Raw genomic sequence first — 19,030 nt, forward strand, 5'->3', positions numbered from 1 at the left:
CGTTCAAACACCGCATTAGTGGTTTTTGAATAGACTGCTGTAATTTTTCGCACTCAAATTACGAAACAACCCTTACATTAGTCGCTGTATAAGTCGCCCCAGAAAGTAAATGAGTTCCTTAAACAAGAAGGGCGGTTGTTACACGCTATTTTCACAGTACACCCTAGGCCAGATCCTCAAATTCCTGAAACACAAGTAAAAATGTGGGAACGGACAAGTCCGTTCCCACATTGGATCCAGCACAATATTGAGTTACTTCGATACCGGCATCGCGAACTCCGCACCCTGTTCGATACTCTCTGACCACCGCTGCATGATCGATTTCTGCTTGGTGTAGAAGCGCACGCCTTCGGTGCCGTAGGCATGCATGTCGCCAAACAGGCTCTTCTTCCAGCCACCAAAACCATGCCAGGCCATCGGTACCGGGATTGGCACGTTGATGCCGACCATGCCCACTTCAATGCGCCGTGCAAACTCGCGGGCGATGTTGCCGTCGCGGGTAAAGCAGCTCACGCCGTTGCCGAACTCGTGGTCGTTGACCAGCTTCACCGCTTCGGCGAAGTCGGCAGCGCGCACGCACGCCAGCACCGGGCCAAAGATCTCTTCGCGGTAGATGCTCATGTCTTTGGTCACGTGGTCGAACAACGTCGCGCCGAGCCAGAAGCCATTTTCCAGGCCCGCTTCAGCAGGCACATAGTCACGGCCGTCGAGCAGCAGTTTGGCACCGGCTTGCACGCCTTGTTCGATATAGCTACTGATGCGCTCCAGCGCGGCGCGGGACACGATCGGTCCCATCTCGGCTTTCAGGTCGCGGCCGTCAGTGATGCGCAGTTGCTGGGCACGCTCGGTCAGGGCCGCGATGACCTTGTCACCCACATCCCCCACCAGCACCGCCACCGAAATGGCCATGCAACGTTCGCCGGCACTGCCGTAGGCCGCGCCCATCAAGGCGTCGACGGTTTTTTCAATATCGGCGTCGGGCATCACCACCATGTGGTTCTTCGCGCCGCCCAGGCCTTGCACGCGTTTGCCGTGGCGGGCGCCGGTCTCGTAGATGTACTGGGCGATCGGCGTGGAGCCGACAAAGCTCACCGCCTTGACATCGGGGTGTTCGATCAGCGCATCCACCGACTCCTTGTCACCCTGCACCACGTTGAACACCCCTTTGGGCAGGCCGGCTTCGCGCAGCAGTTCAGCCATGAACAACGAGGCACTCGGATCGGTCGGGCTTGGCTTGAGGATGAAGGTGTTGCCCGCCGCGATGGCGATCGGGTACATCCACATCGGCACCATCACCGGGAAGTTGAACGGCGTGACACCGGCCACCACTCCCAGCGGTTGGCGCAGGGTCCAGTTGTCCATGCCACGGGAAACCTGGTCGGAGAACTCACCCTTGAGCAGGTTGGGAATGCCACAGGCAAATTCGAGGATGTCGATGCCACGGTCCACTTCACCCTGGGCGTCGGTGAACACCTTGCCGTGCTCGGCGACGATGATGCGCGCCAGGTCGTCCTTGCGCTCACGCAGCAGGTGCAGGTATTCGAACAGCACGCGGGCACGGCGGATCGGCGGGGTGTCGGCCCAGCCGGCGAACGCGGCCTGGGCAGCGGCGACGGCTTCGGCGACGGTCTGGCGGCTGGCCAGCGCGACGCGGCCGGTCTTTTCGCCGGTGGCCGGGTTGAAGACATCCTGATAACGATCATCGCGGGACACGCGCTGGTCGTTGATGTAGTGCTCGATGGTGGTGGTCATGGCAGTGGTTCCCAGGTGGGTAGCGATGGGAACCACGATAGGCTTTTGGTTTGTTCCAAACCAGAGCAGAATCCAGAACTTATTGTCCACCTATGCGAACAATACTCCCATGGAAAAAGCTGAGATCGAAGGGCTGTGGACCCATATCCACTGGCTGTCGGTGCTGGAAGAACAGGGCACCTACACCGCTGCGGCGGCGCGACTGGGCGTGAGCAAATCGGCGGTCAGCCAGCGCATTTCCGACCTGGAAAAAGCCACCGGCACCCGGCTGGTCACCCGTACCACGCGCAGCGTGCGGCTGACGGATGCCGGCCTGTCGTTGACCCGCGAAGTGCGCAGCGCCTACGAACACATCGCCCGCAGTTTCTCGTCGGTGCGTGACTCAGTAGGCGAGATTCGCGGCCTGGTGCGCCTGACGGCGCCGGTGGCGTTCGCCCGCCAGCAACTGGTGCCGCACCTGTCGGCGTTCCTGCAGCAATACCCGCAGGTGCGTATCCAGCTGGACGTGTCCGACGCGCTCAGCTCACTGGCGGCCGAAGGCTATGACCTGGCGGTGCGGCATGGCTTCCAGGTGCCGGAAACCCACGTGGCCTGGAAACTGTGCGACACCGCCTCGGTGCTGGTGGCGACCCGGGAATACCTGCAACGCCACGGCGAACCCCGCGAGCCTGGCGACCTTACTGCGCATAACTGCCTGTTCTACCCGCGCGGCACCGATCAGCCGGCGTGGACCTTCGAGCGCGGCATCAAGAAGGTCAAGCGCCTCACCGTGCCCATCGCCGGCAGCTTCGCCACCAACAACAGCGAAGCCCTGCGAGACTCGGCCCTCAACCACTTGGGCATCGCCCTGCTCCCGGATTTCAGCGCCCATGCCGCGCTGGCCAGCGGCAAGCTGGTGCAGGTGCTCAAGGACTGGACGCTCAAGGGGGTGTTTGCCGATGAGATCTACTTGATCCGGCCGTATTCGCCCCATGTGCCGAAGTCGGTGAGTGTGTTGGTGAGTTATCTGAGGGACGCGCTGTCGGGTGGCTTCAGTGTTGTTACGCCACTTTAGGCACGCACTTCTGTGTTCGAGCAAAAAACCTGTCACTAGTGACAGGTATTCGCTTCATACAACGGGCCAAGTAAACCCCCGCCTTATTACTTTAAGCGGAATCATTCTCGACAACTAAGCTCTTCCCCGTTACTTATAGCCAACCGCAATAAATCACGCGCCACAGGCAACAACATTGCAATTAAACCGGCACTTTCCAACCCCGCTGCCAACGGCTTCTTGACGCCCACTGAAAGACCATACAACTAATTGTAATTATTGAATTAATGCGCGCAAAAACCCTCGCCTACACGTCCCTTTTGAAACTCCTTACTGCACCCGCTTGCAAAACAACCACAACCGTCTACGTTCATGAATACCGTAAAAGCCATCAGCCACTATTGATAAAACCACCCTGCCGGGCGAGGGATTTTATTGCACTGAAAAAAGACCAGACGCTGCTTTAACTCAAGACACGGAACTTAAGTCTTAACTCTCAGAAGGGATGCTTTGATGAAGCGCAGCCAGTGGTACCGTGCGTTCTCGAAAAAGGGGCCAGTCGATCATTTCTGGCTGTCGTTGCTGTGCTTTTGCGGCCTGGTCATCGCCAGCTTCCTGTTGTTCGAGCAACAGATCCAAGACTTCCTCGCGCACCTGAACCTGTACCAACCTTCGACGCCCGCGCAAACACTCAACCTCGCCCTGTTGCTGGTCGCCCTGCTCGCGCTGGACGTGGTGCTGCCGGTGCCGTCGAGCGTGGTGGCGCTGCTGGCGGTGGCGCTGTTCGGCAGCCTGGGCGGTTACCTGGTGATCTTTATCGGGCTGTGCCTGGGCGCCGGCTTGGGGTATGCGCTGGGGGCCGGGTATTTCCGGTTGTTGTCCAGCCGCCTGGGCCTGCATCAGCGCCGGCCGGGGCAGTTGGGGTATCGCTTGGGCACGCTGTCGCTGATTTGCCTGCGCGGCGTGCCGGTGCTGGCGGAAACCTCGGTGGTCGCGGCCGGCATGCAACGCTATCCGCTGCGGGCGTTTTTGCTGATCACCACCCTGGCCAACGCCGGGCTGGCGCTGGCCTACACGGCCATCGGCACCTTCCTGATCGAACAGAACGCGCTGCTGGTGACGGTGCTCGCCAGCATGGTGTTGCCGCTGCTGTTCGTCGCCGGCTACAGCCTGCTCAAGACCCTGCGCAAACCCGCCAAGGATCAACCGCTGCACGGGCGCTTCGAGGTGAGCTACGACTACCCGGTGGTGTTCACCGATCACCTGTTCGACCCACTCAACCCGTGCCTGCACGGCCAGCTCACCGCCCACCACGCGGGCCCGGTGACGGTGATGGTGTTTGCCGACGCCCAGTTGCTGCAAAGCGCTCCGCAATTGGGTGAGCAGATCGACGCGTATTTCGCCGCCCATGACGACCTGCACCTGCAAACGGCCCCTGTCGCAGTGCCGGCCGGTGAGTTGAGCAAGACCGCCCAGGTGCTCGAACAGCTCTACCGCGACATGTTGAACCACGGCCTGGATCGGCACTGCTACGTGCTGGCCCTGGGCGGTGGCGCGGTGCTGGACGCCGTGGGCTACGCCTGTGCCACGTTCCACCGAGGCATCCGCCTGATCCGCCTGCCCAGCACGGTACTGGCCCAGAATGACGCCGGTATCGGCGTGAAAAATGGCATCAACGCCTTCGGCCAGAAGAACCTGCTGGGTGCCTTCTACCCCGCCACCGCCGTGATCAATGACTTCCAACTGCTCACCAGCCTGACACGCCGTGACCAGATCGCCGGCCTCGCCGAGGCGGTCAAGGTGGCACTGATCAAGGACCAGGCCTTCTTCGAATGGATGGAACAGCACGCCGACGCCCTCGCCCACTTCGAACACAGCGCCAGCCGCTACGCGATTCGCCGCTGCGCCGAATTGCACCTGGGGCACATCACCGGTGCCGGCGACCCGTTCGAACGCGGCAATGGCCGGCCGCTGGACTACGGGCACTGGGCCGCGCACAAGCTGGAAAACCTCAGCCACCACCGCTTGCGCCATGGCGAAGCGGTTGCCGTGGGCATGGCCCTGGATGGCCTGTACGCCAACGCCCTGGGGCTGTTGAGCGATGCCGACAGTGAACGGGTGATGAACCTGCTGCGCACCTTGGGCTTCAACCTATGCCCGGCGGAACTGGGCCTCAAGGACAGCCAAGGTCGCTCGCAGGTATTGCTCGGCCTGGAAGAATTCCGCCAGCACCTGGGTGGGCAGCTGTCGATCCCCATGCTCAACCGGATCGGCCAGTCGGTGGACCTGCACGAGATCGATGACGCGCACATGGAAGCCGCCCTGCAACGCCTGATGGCCAGCAGCGCGCGCCCCTTGCCCCTGCACGAGGGCTACGCCAGATGAGCCAGGCCGACGTAAAAACCTGGCTGACCCTGGGCCGCGTGTCCAACCTGCCCACGGTGTGGACCAACACCCTGGCTGCCGCCCTGCTCGCCAGCAGCGCCGGAGCCCTGGCGCCACCGTCGTCGCTGGTGTGGCTGCTGTTGCTGTTCACGCTGTCGCTGCTGTACCTGGCCGGCATGCTGCTCAACGACTTGCTGGATGCCGATTGGGACGCACAACACCACAACCCACGCCCGATCACCCTGGGCCTGGCCAGCCGCCAACAGGTGGGGCGCGCCACGGCACTGTTGCTGACCCTGGCCGCCGTGGCGGTGCTGGGCCTGAGCCGGTTGATTGACCAGCCCCATTGGCTGCTCGGCGGCGTGGTACTGCTGGTGGGCTGCATCTTCGGCTACAACCTGCTGCACAAGAAATACGCCCACAGCGTGTGGTTGATGGGCGCCTGCCGCTCGGCGCTGTACCTCACCGCCGCTGCCAGCCTGGCGGTGCCACCGGAGCCGATCTGGCTCTGCGCGATGTTGCTGGGCGTGTACATCAGCGGCCTGACCTACCTGGCCCGCCAGGAACACCGCAACAGACTGATCAGCCGCCTGCCGGTGCTGCTGATGCTCAGCCCGCTGGCCCTGGCGCTCTACTCCAACAACCTGTGGTTCTGGCCGGTGCTGGCGCTGTGGCTGGGCTGGTTGGGCTGGCATTACGTCAAGCACCTGGCCAACCCCCAGCACCGCCAGGTGCGGGCGTTTATCGGCGCGGGCCTGGCGGCGTTACCGCTGTTCGATGCCCTGGTGCTGGCGGTGGCTGACCAGCCGTTGGGCAGCCTGCTGTGTGTGCTGGTGTTTTTCCTGCTCCCCCACTTTCAGCGCTGGATCAAACCCACATGAACATGCGCCCCGAATGCCTCACCGAACAGCATCACACCCTGGCCCAGCAACTGAATGCCGCCGAGTTGCACTGGTGGCAGCAGGCACAAGAGCAACTGGCCCAACAGCCAAGCGCGACCACAACGGCGCTGTTGAGCGGCCAATGCAAACGCCACCTGAACGCCGCCGTCGTTGACCGGGCACGTGCCTTGTTGCTGAGCCAGCTACTCGAACAGGCACCTGTCGACGAACGCCCGGCGCTGCTGCGCCAGCTGTTCCTATGGGGCGATGACCACGAAAAAGTCGCCACCCTCAAGGCCCTCGACTGGCTCGACAGCGAGGGTGTGTGCCTGGAACTGGCGCTCCAGGCCGGGCGCACCAGCAACCCCCAGGTGTTTGCCGCCCTGGCGCTGGACACTGCCTACCCGTCGCGGCACTACCCCGAGCGCGCCTTTCACCAGTTGGTGCTCAAGGCCCTTGGCATGGGCCTGGACATCACACGCCTGGTCGGCCTGGAACAACGCCAGGGCGTCACGCTCAACCAGCTCGCCCTCGACCTGCTGGACGAGCAACTCGCCGCCGACCGCCCCGTGTCACCCGGACTGCCCCACGCCATTGCCTTCCACCTGCTCAGCCCTGCGCAACGCCAGCGCCTGGGCGGCCTGCGCCTGCCGCAGGAGTGGCAGGCCTACCTGAATTGAGCCCCACCGCCAGCCCCTTTCCCTTGACGAGGATTCACCATGCTCAAGTACTTCGATCCGCATATCCACATGGTCAGCCGCACCACCGACGACTACCAGAACATGGCCGCCGCCGGCATTACCGGGGTGATCGAACCTGCGTTCTGGCAGGGCCAGGCGCGCACCAGCGTCGGCAGTTTCGTCGACTATTTCGACACACTGCTGGGGTGGGAGCGCTTTCGCGCGAGCATGTTCGGCATCCATCATTTCTGCACCATCGGCCTGAACCCCAAGGAAGCCAATGACCTGTCGATTGCCAATGAAGTGCTGGAGATCCTGCCGCGCTACCTGGTCAAGGATGGCGTGGTGGCAGTGGGTGAAATCGGCTATGACGACATCACCCCCGAAGAAGACCGCTTTCTCGCCGCGCAGCTGGAGCTGGCCAAGCAATTCAACCTGCCGGTGCTGGTACACACCCCGCACCGCGACAAAATCGGCGGCACCAAGCGCACCCTCGCAGTGGTCCGCGAAGTGGGGATTGCCGAACACCTGGTGATCATCGACCACCTCAACGAACTCACCCTGCCCCTGGTACTCGATAGTGACTGCTGGCGCGGCCACTCGATCTACCCCAACACCAAGATGTCCGAGCAACGCATGGTGGCCCTGCTCAAGGAATACGGCACCGAAAAAATGGTGGTCAACAGCGCGGCGGACTGGGGCATCAGCGACCCGCTCAAAGTACCCAAGACCGGCCAGGCCATGCTGGCAGCAGGCTTCAGCGAAGCCCAGGTCGAGCAGGTGCTGTTCCACAACCCCGTGGACTTCTTTGCCCAGAGCGGCCAGTTGGACAAGGCCCTGGTCAGCACCCCATTGCCCATCGACCAGCGCAAGCAGTGGCAGGAAAACTCGGCCCTGCGCGGCCAGGAACCGGTGGTCAAATGAGTGCCGCCAGTGGCTGGACGGCCGCCCAGGTCGGCTATTGCAGCAATGTGCATCCCACCCGTGACCTGGCCGGGCTCAGCGCGTCCATCGCGCAGCATTTCCAGGGCGTGCGCAGCCTGCGCGGGCTTTTGGAACAGGACAGCGGCCTGTGGATCTGCGCCCGCGCTGCCGAGCAATTGCGCGACGCCTCGGCACGGGCGCACTTCCTCAAGCTGCTGCACACCAGTGGCGTGCGCCTGACCTCGCTGAACGGCTTTCCCTACGGTGAGTTCCATCAGGGCGCGGTGAAAGCCGAGGTCTACCTGCCGGACTGGGCCGACCCGCAGCGGCTGGGCTACAGCCTGGACCTGGCGCGTATCCTCGCCGACGCCTTGCCGCCCGGCTGTCGCCAGGGCGTGATTTCCAGCGTGCCGCTGGGCTATGCCGCCACCTGGACGCCTGCCTTGCAACGGCGGGCTGAAGAGCACCTCAACCGGCTCACCGCTGCTCTCGCCGACCTGCACCGGGAAACCGGCAAGAAGATCGTGTTCTGCCTGGAGATGGAACCGGACTGCGTGCTGGAAACCACCGAGCAGTCCATCGCGTTCTTCCAGCAGCGGCGCGTGACCGACCCGAACCACGCCTACCTGGCGCTGTGTTTTGACGTGTGCCATCAGGCGGTGATGTTCGAAGACTGTTATCAGTCTCTGGACCGCCTGCGCCAGGCCCGGGTACCGGTGGGCAAGATCCAGCTGTCCAACGCCATGATCTGTCGCCTGCCGTCGCAAGGCGACGCGCAACGCCAACCGGTACTCGACACCCTGGCGACCTTTGCCGAAGCGGTCTACCTGCATCAGGTCAAAGCCCTCGACGCGCAAGGCCGGGTGGTCGCCTGGCCGGACTTGCCTGCCGCCCTGGCGGGTTGCGACCGTTTTCGCGAGCTGCGCATTCACTTCCACGTGCCGCTGTTCAGCGAACACTTGTTGCTGCCCGAACTCAGCGGCAGCCAGGTGGCATTGGCGCAAACCTTCGATTACCTGGCGGGCCATCCCGAGTTCCGCCCGGTGCTGGAGGTGGAAACCTACAGCTGGGGCGTGCTGCCCGCCGAGCTTAGGCCCGCCTCCGAGCAGGCCCAGTTGGCGGGCATCGCCGCCGAGCTGACCTGGGTCGAGACGCAGCTGCGCCAACGCAACCTGCTGCGTTCCCCGGTGCAGGAGGCTTACGCCCATGCCCTCTGATCAACCGTTGTTGCTGATCAATGTGGTGGGGCTGACGCCCGCGTTGCTCGGCGAGGCCACGCCGCATATCAATGCGCTGCTCAAGACCGCGCAGATGGCCCACTTGCAACCGGTGTTCCCGGCCGTCACATCGACGGTGCAAGCCTCGATCCTCACCGGCGCACCGCCATCGGCCCACGGCATCGTCGGTAACGGCTGGTACTTTCGCGACCAGGCCGAGGTGAAATTCTGGCTGCAACCCAACGCGCTGATCCAGGGTGAAAAGGTCTGGCACACCCTCAAGCGTGCACTGCCGGGGTTTCGCTGCAGCCAGCTGTTCTGGTGGTACAACATGTATGCCGACGTGGACGCCGCCATCACCCCGCGCCCCCATTACCCCGCCGATGGGCGCAAACAGTTCGGCCTGTATTCGTCGCCGCCCGAGCTGCACGCCCGGATCGAAGAGCAGATCGGCGAGTTTCCGTTTCCCGGTTTCTGGGGGCCAGCGGCGGGTATTCGCTCCAGCCGCTGGATCGTCGATTGCGCCATCGCCGAATTCCAGATCAATCGGCCGCACCTGCAATTGATCTACCTGCCTCACTTGGACTACAGCCTGCAACGCGTGGGCCCCGACCACCCCTCGATTGCCGATGAAGTGCGCGCCATCGACCTGGAAGTCGGGCGTTTGCTGGCATTTGCCGAGGATCAGGGGGCGGCGGTGATGGTGCTCTCCGAGTACGGCATCGAAGCGGTCGAGCAGTCGATTTCGATCAACCGTGTGCTGCGCAGCGAAGGCCTGTTGCAGGTGCGCCAGTCCCTCAGTTGGGAGCTGCTCGACGCCGGTGCCAGTGCGGCGTTCGCGGTGGCCGACCATCAAATCGCGCATGTCTATGTGAAGCAGGCGCAGGACATTCCCCGCGTCAAAGCGCTGTTGCAGCGCCAGCCGGGCATTGAGCAGGTGCTGGATAAAACCGAACAATGCGCCTGGCAACTGGACCACCCGCGCAGCGGTGAGCTGGTGGCGGTGGCCGCCGCCGGGTATTGGTTCGATTACTACTACTGGCTGGATGATCGCAAGGCACCGGACTTCGCGCGCACCGTGGACATCCACCGCAAGCCCGGCTACGACCCGCTGGAGCTGTTTGTCGACCCGGCCATCCGCTTCCCCCGGCTGAAAGTGGCGCGCCGCCTGCTGCAGAAAAAACTCGGCTTTCGCTACTACATGGACCTGATCCCGCTGGACACCCGCCTGGTCCGTGGCAGCCATGGCCGCCTGCCGAGCAGCGTGCAGGGCGGCCCGTTGCTGATCACCAATTGCGACCTGGCGTTGCCGCAGCAGCTTGCGGCGACGGCAGTCAAGCAACTGCTCCTGGAACACTTCCTGGGGCGCCCACACACCAAACTGGCCACAGCCAAGGAGCTTCCATGCGGCGAGCCTTATCAATCACTGTCCTGAGTGCACTGGCCGGATTGGCCCAGGCCCAGGCCCCCAGCACCTTCGATTGCAGCAACTTCCTGCAGTTTGGAGGCAACCTCAATGCCACCCGAACCCTCTTCACCCAAAGCCCCGAGACCCTGGCCTGGAACTGGTTCGCCTGCCTCAACCAACCCACGGCCGCCCAAAGCCCGGACCGGGTCTGGGAAACCCTGAAACCGTCAGACCAGGTCTACCTGAAAAATGGTGCCCAACCGCTGCCGTACGCCCAGCGCGTGCCGGTACCCGCCGCCGTGCTCACGCAGGCCAAAGCGCTGGGCATGAACACCAGCCGTCTGTTTCACAACCTCAACGCCACGCAGCAGGTGGACGGGCTGATCCTGCAAATGGGCGGCCAGGTGCCGGCAGCCGAGAAAGGCCAGGCCGTGCGCTTTCAGCTGTTGATGGGCCAGGACACGTTCAATTACATCGTCCAGCAGAACGTCTACAACGTGAACGGTCAGGCGGCGCTGACCAGCGACCTGAACTTCCCCTCCACCGCCTGGGAGCTCAAGGCCGCCTGGCTGTGGATCGGCAGCGACGCCACCTATCAACAGCAACTGGCCAACGACGGTTACTACATCGCCCAGGCCTACTACCAGCAAGGCGATACGTACCAGGTGGGCTACGCCGCGTTGAGCGGTTTGCACGTGATCAACAAGCTGAACCCCAACTGGGTCTGGACCACCTTTGAAAACGTCAACAACAGCAAGTACACAGTGACCAACGCGACGCCGGCCACGCCCATGACCAACAGCACCGGCCCGACTGCGGCGGCACAACCGGTGAACACCAGTTTCCAGGCCGCCAACCCGACATTGGCGCAGTACGAGTTGATCGGCGTGCAGTCGGAAACCAACCCCACCCTGTTGGCCAACTCCCAACTGGAGTCGGCGTTCCAGAGCGAATCATCGTGTTTTGCCTGCCACGGCACGGCGGCGTACTCACCCAAGCAGGGCTACTTCAATTTCGCCCTGAAGCAACAGGGCGGCATCGTCTACCCCACCGCCGAGTTGCCGGCCGCCGACTTCGTCGGTTACCACAAACTGGACTTTGTCTGGTCGCTCAAACGCGCCCAGTGGCAACGTTAAGGAGCCTGACATGAGCGTATTGAATTTTCCTCGGATCTACGTCAAAGGCCACATGTTCTGGAACCCGCCAACGGCCAATAACAACGACATGTTCCCGGTGTATGACGCGGTGAAGATGCAGATGAACTGGCCGTTCCTGGAGTCCTTTGGCATTACGCCACTCAATGCAGCCAGCACACTGCTGCCCTGGACGATTGCGCCGCTGCCGGTCAACCAGATTCCTGACTATGTGCTGCAAGTACCGGGCAATGCCCCACAAGTGACCACGCCGATGATCCCCGGCGAATGGAACCTGTTCGGTGACAATGCTTGCGGCACCGTGAGCTATCAGCAGACCCAATCGGTGATCAGTGGCGGTGAACTGCCTGGTGGCGGTTACGTCGCCACTGACTCGCTGATCAACCAGCCCTACCAGCTGGTGGGCAACCCCTTTGGCGGCGCAGGCCCTACGGCGGCGCGTTTTGTCGACGTGAGCCCGTGGCAGAACACCTTCACCGCGCTGTACTTCGACAAGCTGGTACTGGGCACCCCGCAATGCGGCCTGACCCTGAACCGCGAGCATCGCATGCTCGACCGCTTGCTGAATTTCAACTGGGCGGGGCTCGGCGGCCTGAGCTACGTCACCACGACCTGGCAGACGTGCTTCCCGAAAGAAAACCTGGCATGGGCGGTGGGCGACTCGGCGCTGCTGCAAAACCTGCAAACGCAGATGCAGCAACAAAACGCCAAGGGCCTGATGTTCCGTTTTACCACCTACCTCACGTGCTACGACAAGAACGGCATCCTCAACGACTTCCCGCCCATCGACACCCACTCCTCCACCCCGGAGGCGCTGGCCAAGGTGCAAGCCATGTACCAGCAGGGGCTGGACAACGTCGGCGATATTTTCTTCAACCCGGCCTACAGCCGCACGGTCGGCACCCTCGGCCTGTGGTTCGAGGATGAGTTCCCCACCGCACCTGCCGGCATGCGCCTGGTGCCGGCCGCCAAAGTGCCGATTCACATCACCCCAGGGGACAGCCCAAAACAGGTACAGCTCGGCGTGACCTCGGCGCAGATCCATGGCAACACCTTGTCGCTGGACCTGGGCAACACGTTTCCGTTCTATCCGGTCGACAAAAGCGCCCCAATCCCTGTGGCCGCCAAGTACCTGGCGGGCGACTATGCGATTGGCATCCGCCAGGGCACGCTGTTCAACGAATTGGCCCGCTTCGGCTATGCCGATTACCAACAGGCACAGTTCGACAAGCGCTCGGGCATCCTCGACCTGCCCTTCACCGTGGCCGCGCAGACCCTGCTGCAAAACGGCACGCTGGAACTGCAGTTGCAGGGTAGCCCGAATGTGGTCGCCGCGACCCAGCAACGATGGACCGCCGAGGTGGTGGAGAGTGGCAGTTTCATCGATGTAGGCGCCACCCAGACGCTGCAGATCATGGTGCAATGCGACGGCCAGCCGGCACCGAAGGGAACCACGTTGTGGATCGCGGAATACGGCAATGCCTACATGCTGTGCACCACCGACTACTACCTGGCGTTCAACAACTCGGCCGACTTCAAGCTGTTCGACAGCTTCCCTCCCACGTTCCTGCAAAACACCGCTAACCTGCCGCAATTCAACGGCGTTGCCCCGCTGCTTGGCCAAGTGACCGAAGGCACCGGCCGCCAGTTGGTGTCCATACGGCTGGCCGACACCAATGCCACATCGGTGCCCGTGACGTATCAGGAATACTTGAAGACACCTGCATCTGTCGCCCTGAGCCCGACGCTGGAGTTCGCCAACCCGATCAACCGGCAAGGCACGCTGCGTGACGCGTCCAACAGTGTCGTGCAATACAGCGTGACCCAGATACAGACCGACGACCAAGGTATCGCCTACCTCACGGTCACGGGGAAAGCGGCGGGGTTTCCGACCCTGCGTTTCTTTGTGCAAGAGGGTCAGCAAGCGCCGGATATCCCGTTCAGCTTCGCGCTCACCCAGGCCTACACAGACTTCCTCGCACCGCTGCGGGTGTTGCCGCTGGAGCCCGAGTTACAGAAAAACTTCGTCGATACCTGGAACCGCGTGTACCAGCGCGAGGACGCCGGCGTGGTGATCTGGGAAACGTTCATCTTCCCCTTCATCCTCAAACCCTATTACTACCTCTACCCGATCATGAACAAGTTCATGCCGCTCAATTCCCTGACCCGGATCGAAGGCGCCATCGACCAATTGATCGTGCTGATCAGCAAGGAGTACCAGGAAGAAAGCACCCTGGCGATGCCCATCACCCGCGACATGCCGCAAAGCCGTCGCGCCGTGCTGGAGCTGTGGGCGCAGGCCTTGGTGAAACGCAATTACCCACCCGTGCCGCTCAGCATGAGCGACTACCAATAACGCTGTAACGCCAGGACCACCGGGTGACGCCTGCGTCACCCGGCACTGCACAGGAGTGTCATATGAACGCCAACTTCTTGCGTCGATTCTTGCTGCTGGTGCTGCTGCTCAGCCCCGCAGCGTTTGCTGCCAGTGACAGCGGCGCGGTGTACTTCACCAACGGGGTGCACAACACCGAAGGCTGCAACAAGAAAAATGGCAACTGCATCGCCAAGCGCACCGCCAGCGACCCATCCGACCCGTTCTTCCCGGCGCAATGGATCAGCGACTGGACGATGTACCGGGTGATCCACAACTACCAGAAAAACCCGCCGCCCTACAGTGACCCGCCTTCCACCCTGACGCCGGCCGACTACACCGTGTCCAAGGGCACCAGCTACTACGACACCACCTATATCCCGGCGGACGGCGACGGTTACGGCGCGATGATGGAGCACTACGAGAAGTACTGCCTGCCGATCTTCCCGATAGAGGACAACAACTACACCTGCACCTTCGTGTCCCTGGGCAACAAGGCGTACTTCCTCACTTATCCGGAAGACCGCCCGAAAGACATGCCGGCCTGCTGCATGTTCTCGCCGATGAACCATCCGCCACGGCAGAGCTTCATCGAGCACCTGCCCTATAGCGCCGAGCGCAGCAAACACCTGGGCGGCAGCCTGCAAGCCTATGCCATGGACTTGAAGTCTCCCGCAGGGCCGATCCTGTTTGGCTACGCCTTCAACAAACAACCGACCGGCAGCCCGCCCTACCGGCAGCCGCAGTCGTTCTTTTTCTCGGGGGATACCAGCGTCGCCAACGCGCCCATCGTGAGCCAGAACTACACCAACTTCCGCATCGCCCCCCCCGACCCGAAGGACACCTGGGACCAGGTGGCCGCCATGTGCCCGGCGAACCCGCCGCCCTGCCAGCTGTTCGTGCCACCGGCAGGCGAGAGCAACGGCCACAAGGCGCAATGGAACCAGCTCATGCAACCCTGACCCCGACATCAAAGGAAGGATCCGCCATGAAAACCCTCGTGTGTTTTTCCATGCTGTTACTGGGGCTGGCAGGCCTGCCGGCCCAGGCCAGGGAGGCGACCCAGCCGTCGGCCCTGGCCACGTCGCTGAGTTGCCAACTGCCCGGCGCCGCGCCGGCTGCTGGCGCCGGCCAGACACCGTTTGATGAATACAGCTGGCAGCTGTTTGTGGCCTTGAACTGGCCGGCCAAGGACGGGCAACGCGGCAGCCCCGACTGCACCAAACAGCCCGGTGGCAGCGGTTATACCGTGTGGCAAACCTACAAGAGCGTGGAGGAAATCTTCCTGCCGAATGCGGCCAACCCCGGCCCCTGGAACAGCGTGCTGACCGCCAGGAGCCTGGGCCTGATCAATATCGCCGCGCTGAAAAACACCAGCCTGCAGAACCACGTCGACCAGGCCATCGGCGGCTGGCTGATCGACCAGGCGGGCAACCCGACCTACTACGACATTGCTGCCAACGAGACCTCCTATAACTACATCGTCGCCAACAACTTCTACAACGCGGACGTGGTGTCCAACGCCAGCAGCATCAAGTTCCCCAACGGGGTCATCGAGGTCAAATCCAGCTGGCGCATCCTCACGTCCAAGGACAATGCCAGCCGCTACCTGAACATGATCGCGCAGGTGACCACGTTCGACGCCCAAGGCAAGCCCAACGGAGTCGCCCAGCAACTCCTGGGGCTGGTGGGGCTGCACATCATCACCAAGCCCGTCGGTTACCCGCAGTGGGTGTGGTCGACCTTCGAGCAAATCGACAATGTGCCGGCCGACCTATCAACCAACGGCAGCTACTACGACCCGACCGCCACCACCGTCAACCAATCGCCGTGCAACTGGAACACCCAAGGGGCGCATCCGGTGTGCGTGCCGGTGAACGGCACCACGTTCCAGACACCCGACCCGCTGACCCGTGTCACTGCCATTGATAGCGCCACCGACACGGTCAACGCCACCTACCGCGCCGACCCTGGCCTGCAAAACAGCCCGTTGAAGTACTACAAGCTGATCACCACCCAGCGGCCGCTCAACCCCAACATGATCGGCAACCCGATGGGCACGCCCACCCCCACGCTGTCAGCCAACGTGACCATGGAAAGCTATATCCAGCCCACCAGCAGTTGCATGGCGTGCCATTCGATGGCGACGCCGCCCAAGAGCGCGATCAAGTCCGACTACTCCTACCTGTTCAAATTCGCCCAAACACCGGGCGCCACCCCTTCCCAGATCAAGGAATAGATCATGAGTATCCTCAACGGACCCCGCCTGAATTTCTGGGGCGGTATCACCACCGACGTCAGCGTGTCGAACAACACCCCGTGCCTGCCCCAGAACGCGGACAACGGTTGGCCGGTGTTTGACCTGGCGCGTTCTATCGTGGCCCCCCAGGCCGAGGCTTACAGCGATGACGAACTGAACGCCATGATCGATACCCCGAGTGCGGTGCGCTATACCCTCGGCGGCTGGAACCACTTCGGAGACCATCAGGTCTTCATGGAAAACGCCCTGGTCAGCTCCCAGGGCAGCCCGGGCAGCGTCAGCACCAGCGGTGACCTCGTTGGCCAGCCGATCGGCCTGCTTGGATCGGTGGACCCGGTTACCGGCCAGGGGCCTTTCACCGGTCCGATGATGGTAGACCTGGACCCGACAGCGTCGACCACCACCCAGATCTTCGTCGGCGGCCTGCAAATAGGCACCGATGACGACCTCCAGTTACTGATTCACTGCAACACCGTGTGCAGCAGTTTCGACGTGCAGACCCGGGTGCTGAAGCCAAACACCATGGACGCACCCGGCTCGTTCCATGCCAGCGGTACGTTCCAGCTGACGTTCCCGCTGAGTAGCATTGTCCAATGGAACCGCAACAGCGCGGGCCTCAAATCGATCATCGAGGCACCCGGGGCGACGGGGATCGTGCTGCGCTTCGTGATGTTCGAAATGTGCCCCAAGATGACCACGGCCGAACTGAACGCCGACTATGCGGCCAACAAAAACGACCCCAACCCGAGTATCGGCCGGGTCATCGGCACACTGGCACCGGCGTTTGCCAATGAGCCGTTGAACTGTCAACCCAGTCGCCAATTGATCAACCAGGACACGGACAATGCCGCCTATGCGGAGCTTGCCAGCAACGGCCTGCTGAGCATCGACATGGTCAACCTCATCCCCAAGCAAACCTTCCGCGCTGACCGTACCGACATCACCAGCCCCATCGGGCCGAATGCGAATTACGGCCCTGTCAGCATTACCGCTGGCACCACTCAGCTCACCACGCTCGACCCAACGAGCAGCCCACTGGTTGACTACTACGTGTATGGCGGCATCGTCGACCTGCCCCTGAGTGCCACCCAGCAGCAAGCTGCGCAGACGTCGGCCCTGGCGGTCAATGCCCCGGGTACCGTCGATGATTCGACCCTGCAGGCCCTCGAATCGGAGTACCGGGTGTACGGCGATCTGCGTAACGTCTACCTCGAGGACTACCCTGACGGCCTGTCGATCACGTTGCAGGTTCGCTACCTGGGCGGTCCGGTGCCCGCTGCCACAGCGATCAGTATTGAACAATCGCCACCGGCGCTGTACACCGCCCCGCAGGACTACGAGTTTCTCGATTTCCCCGCCACGCTGACGGTGGAGGCCGGCCAACGCTCGATCAGTGTCCCTGTGGCCCTCAAGCCGGGCAGCGAAGCCCAGGCGGGTTTCGTCGCGTTGAACTGCACCGCCAACGGGCTCGACAGCAGTGGCTACTTCACCAGCTTTCGCAAATACGCCCAGACCGACTTCGGTATCCCGGTCGGTACGCTCATCACCTGGGACATGGTCTACCCCCACGTCCTGCGTTTTCACTACCTGGCCTTCCCGGCCATGTCGCGCTACGTCGCATTGAACAAGCCGGATGCGGTCATGGGCGCGAAAAACACGATCCTCGCGCGCATCGCGGATGTGTACAAAGGCACCACGCTGTACATGCCGGTGGTGCGTTCGATGTCGCCGTCACAGCGCGCCCTGTTGAGTGCCTACCTCACCCAAACCCCTTGGCAACCGCCGCAGTAGGAGGACACCGCCATGACGCTACGTATACCCGCGCAGCCCAGCGAAACCCTGCGCCCCAGCACGCTGATCGCCGAAGGCCTGCTCAACCCCCGTGGCCTGTGCCTGCAACCCGACGGCAGCCTGTTGCTGGCCGAGGCCGGCTCGGGCTTGCCGGACCAGACCTTCAGTGGCCGCATCAGCCTGTTGCACCCCGACCCTGAACGACCCGGCGCCTACCTTCCGGGGGAGCCCCTGGCCCAGGGCTTTCGTGCGATGAACATGCAGGCGCGCATGCTGCGCGATGAAATCATGGGCCTGTCGGACATTGCCTGCGGTGGCGGGCGTTGCCTGGCCAGCCAGACCGATTACATAGGCGGTTCCAAGTTGCTCGACCTGCAATACAGCCCGCCCGAACCGGTGTACCACAGCCGGGGCAACCTGAATGCGCTGTGCTACCACCCGACCCGACGCAGTTGGCTGGCGGTCAAGCCCGATACCAACCAGCTGGTGGAATTCGGCGACGGTGAAGACGAGCGTGTGCGGGTGCAACTGCCTGGCCTGGACCAGGGCCAGGAAGCGGTGCCCGTCACCCTCGTGTATGAGCCGCAGACCGACGCGGTGTTGATCAGCCTGTTCTCCGGTGAACTGCACGGCGATCCGGCCCGCAAGGGCATCGACTTTGCCGACCACGCCGGCCAGGTGATCCGGGTACACCCGGCCAGCGGGCAGATCGAGGTGCTGATCAGCGGCCTGCAACTGCCCACCGGCCTGGCATTGCGCGCCAACGGCCATGTGCTGGTGCTGGAGCTGTGCAGCCACCTGCAACAACCGTTGCCGCCTGACTGGAACGGCGAAACCCTGCATGGCGGCTTTACCCGATTCTCGGGGCGCCTGCTCGACTGCGACCTGCACAACGGTGACGTGAAGGTGCTGGCACGTGGGCTGGATACACCGTCCAACCTGTGCCTGGTGCCCGGTGGAGTGGTGGTGAGTGAAGGCATGGGATTGACGGGCCGGCCATTACCGACCCCGGATGGCAACGTTGTGCCATTAACCGGAAGACTGCGCCGCATCGACCTCTGATTGTAGTGAGCGGGCTTGCCCCGCGCGGCGGTGTGTCAGCCGAATACAAGGCGCCAGGCAGACCGCAGCCCGCGCCGTGGTGTGTCAAGTAATGTGATGTGCCTGATAC

General features: G+C 62.8%; 14 protein-coding genes. 13 read left to right on the forward strand and 1 reads right to left on the reverse strand.

Translation table 11 applies throughout. The features are described 5' to 3' along the window. Window positions 1–252: 252 nt before the first annotated feature. Entirely contained in the window at window positions 253–1,752 is a 1,500-nt protein-coding gene (locus tag HX803_RS31035) for a CoA-acylating methylmalonate-semialdehyde dehydrogenase (RefSeq protein ID WP_178925901.1), read from the reverse strand. Window positions 1,753–1,861: 109 nt separating this feature from the next. Between HX803_RS31035 and HX803_RS31040 the strand changes: the two genes are divergently transcribed. The 13 genes from HX803_RS31040 to HX803_RS31100 all read left to right on the forward strand — a co-directional run bounded on the left by HX803_RS31040 (window position 1,862) and on the right by HX803_RS31100 (window position 18,921). Beyond that, window positions 1,862–2,806 (forward strand): LysR family transcriptional regulator, encoded by a 945-nt coding sequence (locus tag HX803_RS31040; RefSeq protein ID WP_178925902.1) that lies wholly within the window; start codon window positions 1,862–1,864, stop codon window positions 2,804–2,806. Window positions 2,807–3,298: 492 nt separating this feature from the next. Further along, the gene (locus HX803_RS31045; protein WP_178925903.1) at window positions 3,299–5,170 is read left to right on the forward strand and encodes a 3-dehydroquinate synthase; all 1,872 of its coding nucleotides are present in this window, start codon (window positions 3,299–3,301) and stop codon (window positions 5,168–5,170) included. Then, window positions 5,167–6,051, forward strand: a complete 885-nt coding sequence (locus HX803_RS31050) for a UbiA family prenyltransferase (RefSeq protein WP_178925904.1) — start codon at window positions 5,167–5,169, stop codon at window positions 6,049–6,051. Before HX803_RS31045 ends, HX803_RS31050 begins: the two co-directional genes overlap by 4 nt. Beyond that, a complete protein-coding gene (locus HX803_RS31055) occupies window positions 6,048–6,731 on the forward strand; it encodes an EboA domain-containing protein (protein WP_178925905.1) in 684 nt (227 codons plus the stop codon). The genes HX803_RS31050 and HX803_RS31055 overlap by 4 nt, the downstream gene beginning before the upstream one ends. A 39-nt stretch (window positions 6,732–6,770) precedes the next feature. Continuing rightward, window positions 6,771–7,655, forward strand: a complete 885-nt coding sequence (locus HX803_RS31060; RefSeq protein ID WP_176997635.1) for a TatD family hydrolase — start codon at window positions 6,771–6,773, stop codon at window positions 7,653–7,655. After that, window positions 7,652–8,872 carry a metabolite traffic protein EboE gene (gene eboE, locus HX803_RS31065; protein ID WP_178925906.1) on the forward strand — a complete coding sequence of 407 codons (1,221 nt, stop codon included), beginning with the start codon at window positions 7,652–7,654 and terminating at the stop codon, window positions 8,870–8,872. Before HX803_RS31060 ends, eboE begins: the two co-directional genes overlap by 4 nt. Then, window positions 8,862–10,307, forward strand: coding sequence for an alkaline phosphatase family protein (locus HX803_RS31070; RefSeq protein ID WP_178925907.1), 1,446 nt, complete (start codon window positions 8,862–8,864; stop codon window positions 10,305–10,307). Before eboE ends, HX803_RS31070 begins: the two co-directional genes overlap by 11 nt. Beyond that, the gene (locus HX803_RS31075) at window positions 10,277–11,416 is read left to right on the forward strand and encodes a hypothetical protein (RefSeq protein ID WP_178925908.1); all 1,140 of its coding nucleotides are present in this window, start codon (window positions 10,277–10,279) and stop codon (window positions 11,414–11,416) included. Before HX803_RS31070 ends, HX803_RS31075 begins: the two co-directional genes overlap by 31 nt. A 10-nt stretch (window positions 11,417–11,426) precedes the next feature. Continuing rightward, a complete protein-coding gene (locus HX803_RS31080; RefSeq protein ID WP_178925909.1) occupies window positions 11,427–13,790 on the forward strand; it encodes a hypothetical protein in 2,364 nt (787 codons plus the stop codon). Window positions 13,791–13,852: 62 nt separating this feature from the next. Then, complete coding sequence (locus HX803_RS31085; RefSeq protein WP_178925910.1) at window positions 13,853–14,770, forward strand: hypothetical protein; 918 nt, start codon at window positions 13,853–13,855, stop codon at window positions 14,768–14,770. Between the two features lie 26 nt (window positions 14,771–14,796). Continuing rightward, on the forward strand, window positions 14,797–16,047 hold the full coding sequence (locus HX803_RS31090; protein WP_178925911.1) for a hypothetical protein: 1,251 nt from the start codon (window positions 14,797–14,799) through the stop codon (window positions 16,045–16,047). A gap of 3 nt (window positions 16,048–16,050) precedes the next feature. Further along, entirely contained in the window at window positions 16,051–17,859 is a 1,809-nt protein-coding gene (locus HX803_RS31095) for a hypothetical protein (RefSeq protein WP_178925912.1), read from the forward strand. 12 nt (window positions 17,860–17,871) lie between these two features. Continuing rightward, the gene (locus HX803_RS31100; RefSeq protein WP_178925913.1) at window positions 17,872–18,921 is read left to right on the forward strand and encodes a hypothetical protein; all 1,050 of its coding nucleotides are present in this window, start codon (window positions 17,872–17,874) and stop codon (window positions 18,919–18,921) included. The last annotated feature ends 109 nt before the right edge of the window (window positions 18,922–19,030 follow it).

The organism is Pseudomonas sp. P7548 (assembly GCF_013386585.1).
In the GTDB taxonomy this organism is placed as follows: domain Bacteria; phylum Pseudomonadota; class Gammaproteobacteria; order Pseudomonadales; family Pseudomonadaceae; genus Aquipseudomonas.

Coding starts and splice junctions, on each gene's coding strand:
- eboE (WP_178925906.1), top strand. CDS start 7,652: ATGAGTGCCGCCAGTGGCTGGACGGCCGCCCAGGTCGGCTATTGCAGC.
- HX803_RS31050 (WP_178925904.1), top strand. CDS start 5,167: ATGAGCCAGGCCGACGTAAAAACCTGGCTGACCCTGGGCCGCGTGTCC.
- HX803_RS31045 (WP_178925903.1), top strand. CDS start 3,299: ATGAAGCGCAGCCAGTGGTACCGTGCGTTCTCGAAAAAGGGGCCAGTC.
- HX803_RS31095 (WP_178925912.1), top strand. CDS start 16,051: ATGAGTATCCTCAACGGACCCCGCCTGAATTTCTGGGGCGGTATCACC.
- HX803_RS31035 (WP_178925901.1), bottom strand. CDS start 1,752: ATGACCACCACCATCGAGCACTACATCAACGACCAGCGCGTGTCCCGC.
- HX803_RS31090 (WP_178925911.1), top strand. CDS start 14,797: ATGAAAACCCTCGTGTGTTTTTCCATGCTGTTACTGGGGCTGGCAGGC.
- HX803_RS31060 (WP_176997635.1), top strand. CDS start 6,771: ATGCTCAAGTACTTCGATCCGCATATCCACATGGTCAGCCGCACCACC.
- HX803_RS31085 (WP_178925910.1), top strand. CDS start 13,853: ATGAACGCCAACTTCTTGCGTCGATTCTTGCTGCTGGTGCTGCTGCTC.
- HX803_RS31100 (WP_178925913.1), top strand. CDS start 17,872: ATGACGCTACGTATACCCGCGCAGCCCAGCGAAACCCTGCGCCCCAGC.
- HX803_RS31055 (WP_178925905.1), top strand. CDS start 6,048: ATGAACATGCGCCCCGAATGCCTCACCGAACAGCATCACACCCTGGCC.
- HX803_RS31075 (WP_178925908.1), top strand. CDS start 10,277: ATGCGGCGAGCCTTATCAATCACTGTCCTGAGTGCACTGGCCGGATTG.
- HX803_RS31040 (WP_178925902.1), top strand. CDS start 1,862: ATGGAAAAAGCTGAGATCGAAGGGCTGTGGACCCATATCCACTGGCTG.
- HX803_RS31070 (WP_178925907.1), top strand. CDS start 8,862: ATGCCCTCTGATCAACCGTTGTTGCTGATCAATGTGGTGGGGCTGACG.
- HX803_RS31080 (WP_178925909.1), top strand. CDS start 11,427: ATGAGCGTATTGAATTTTCCTCGGATCTACGTCAAAGGCCACATGTTC.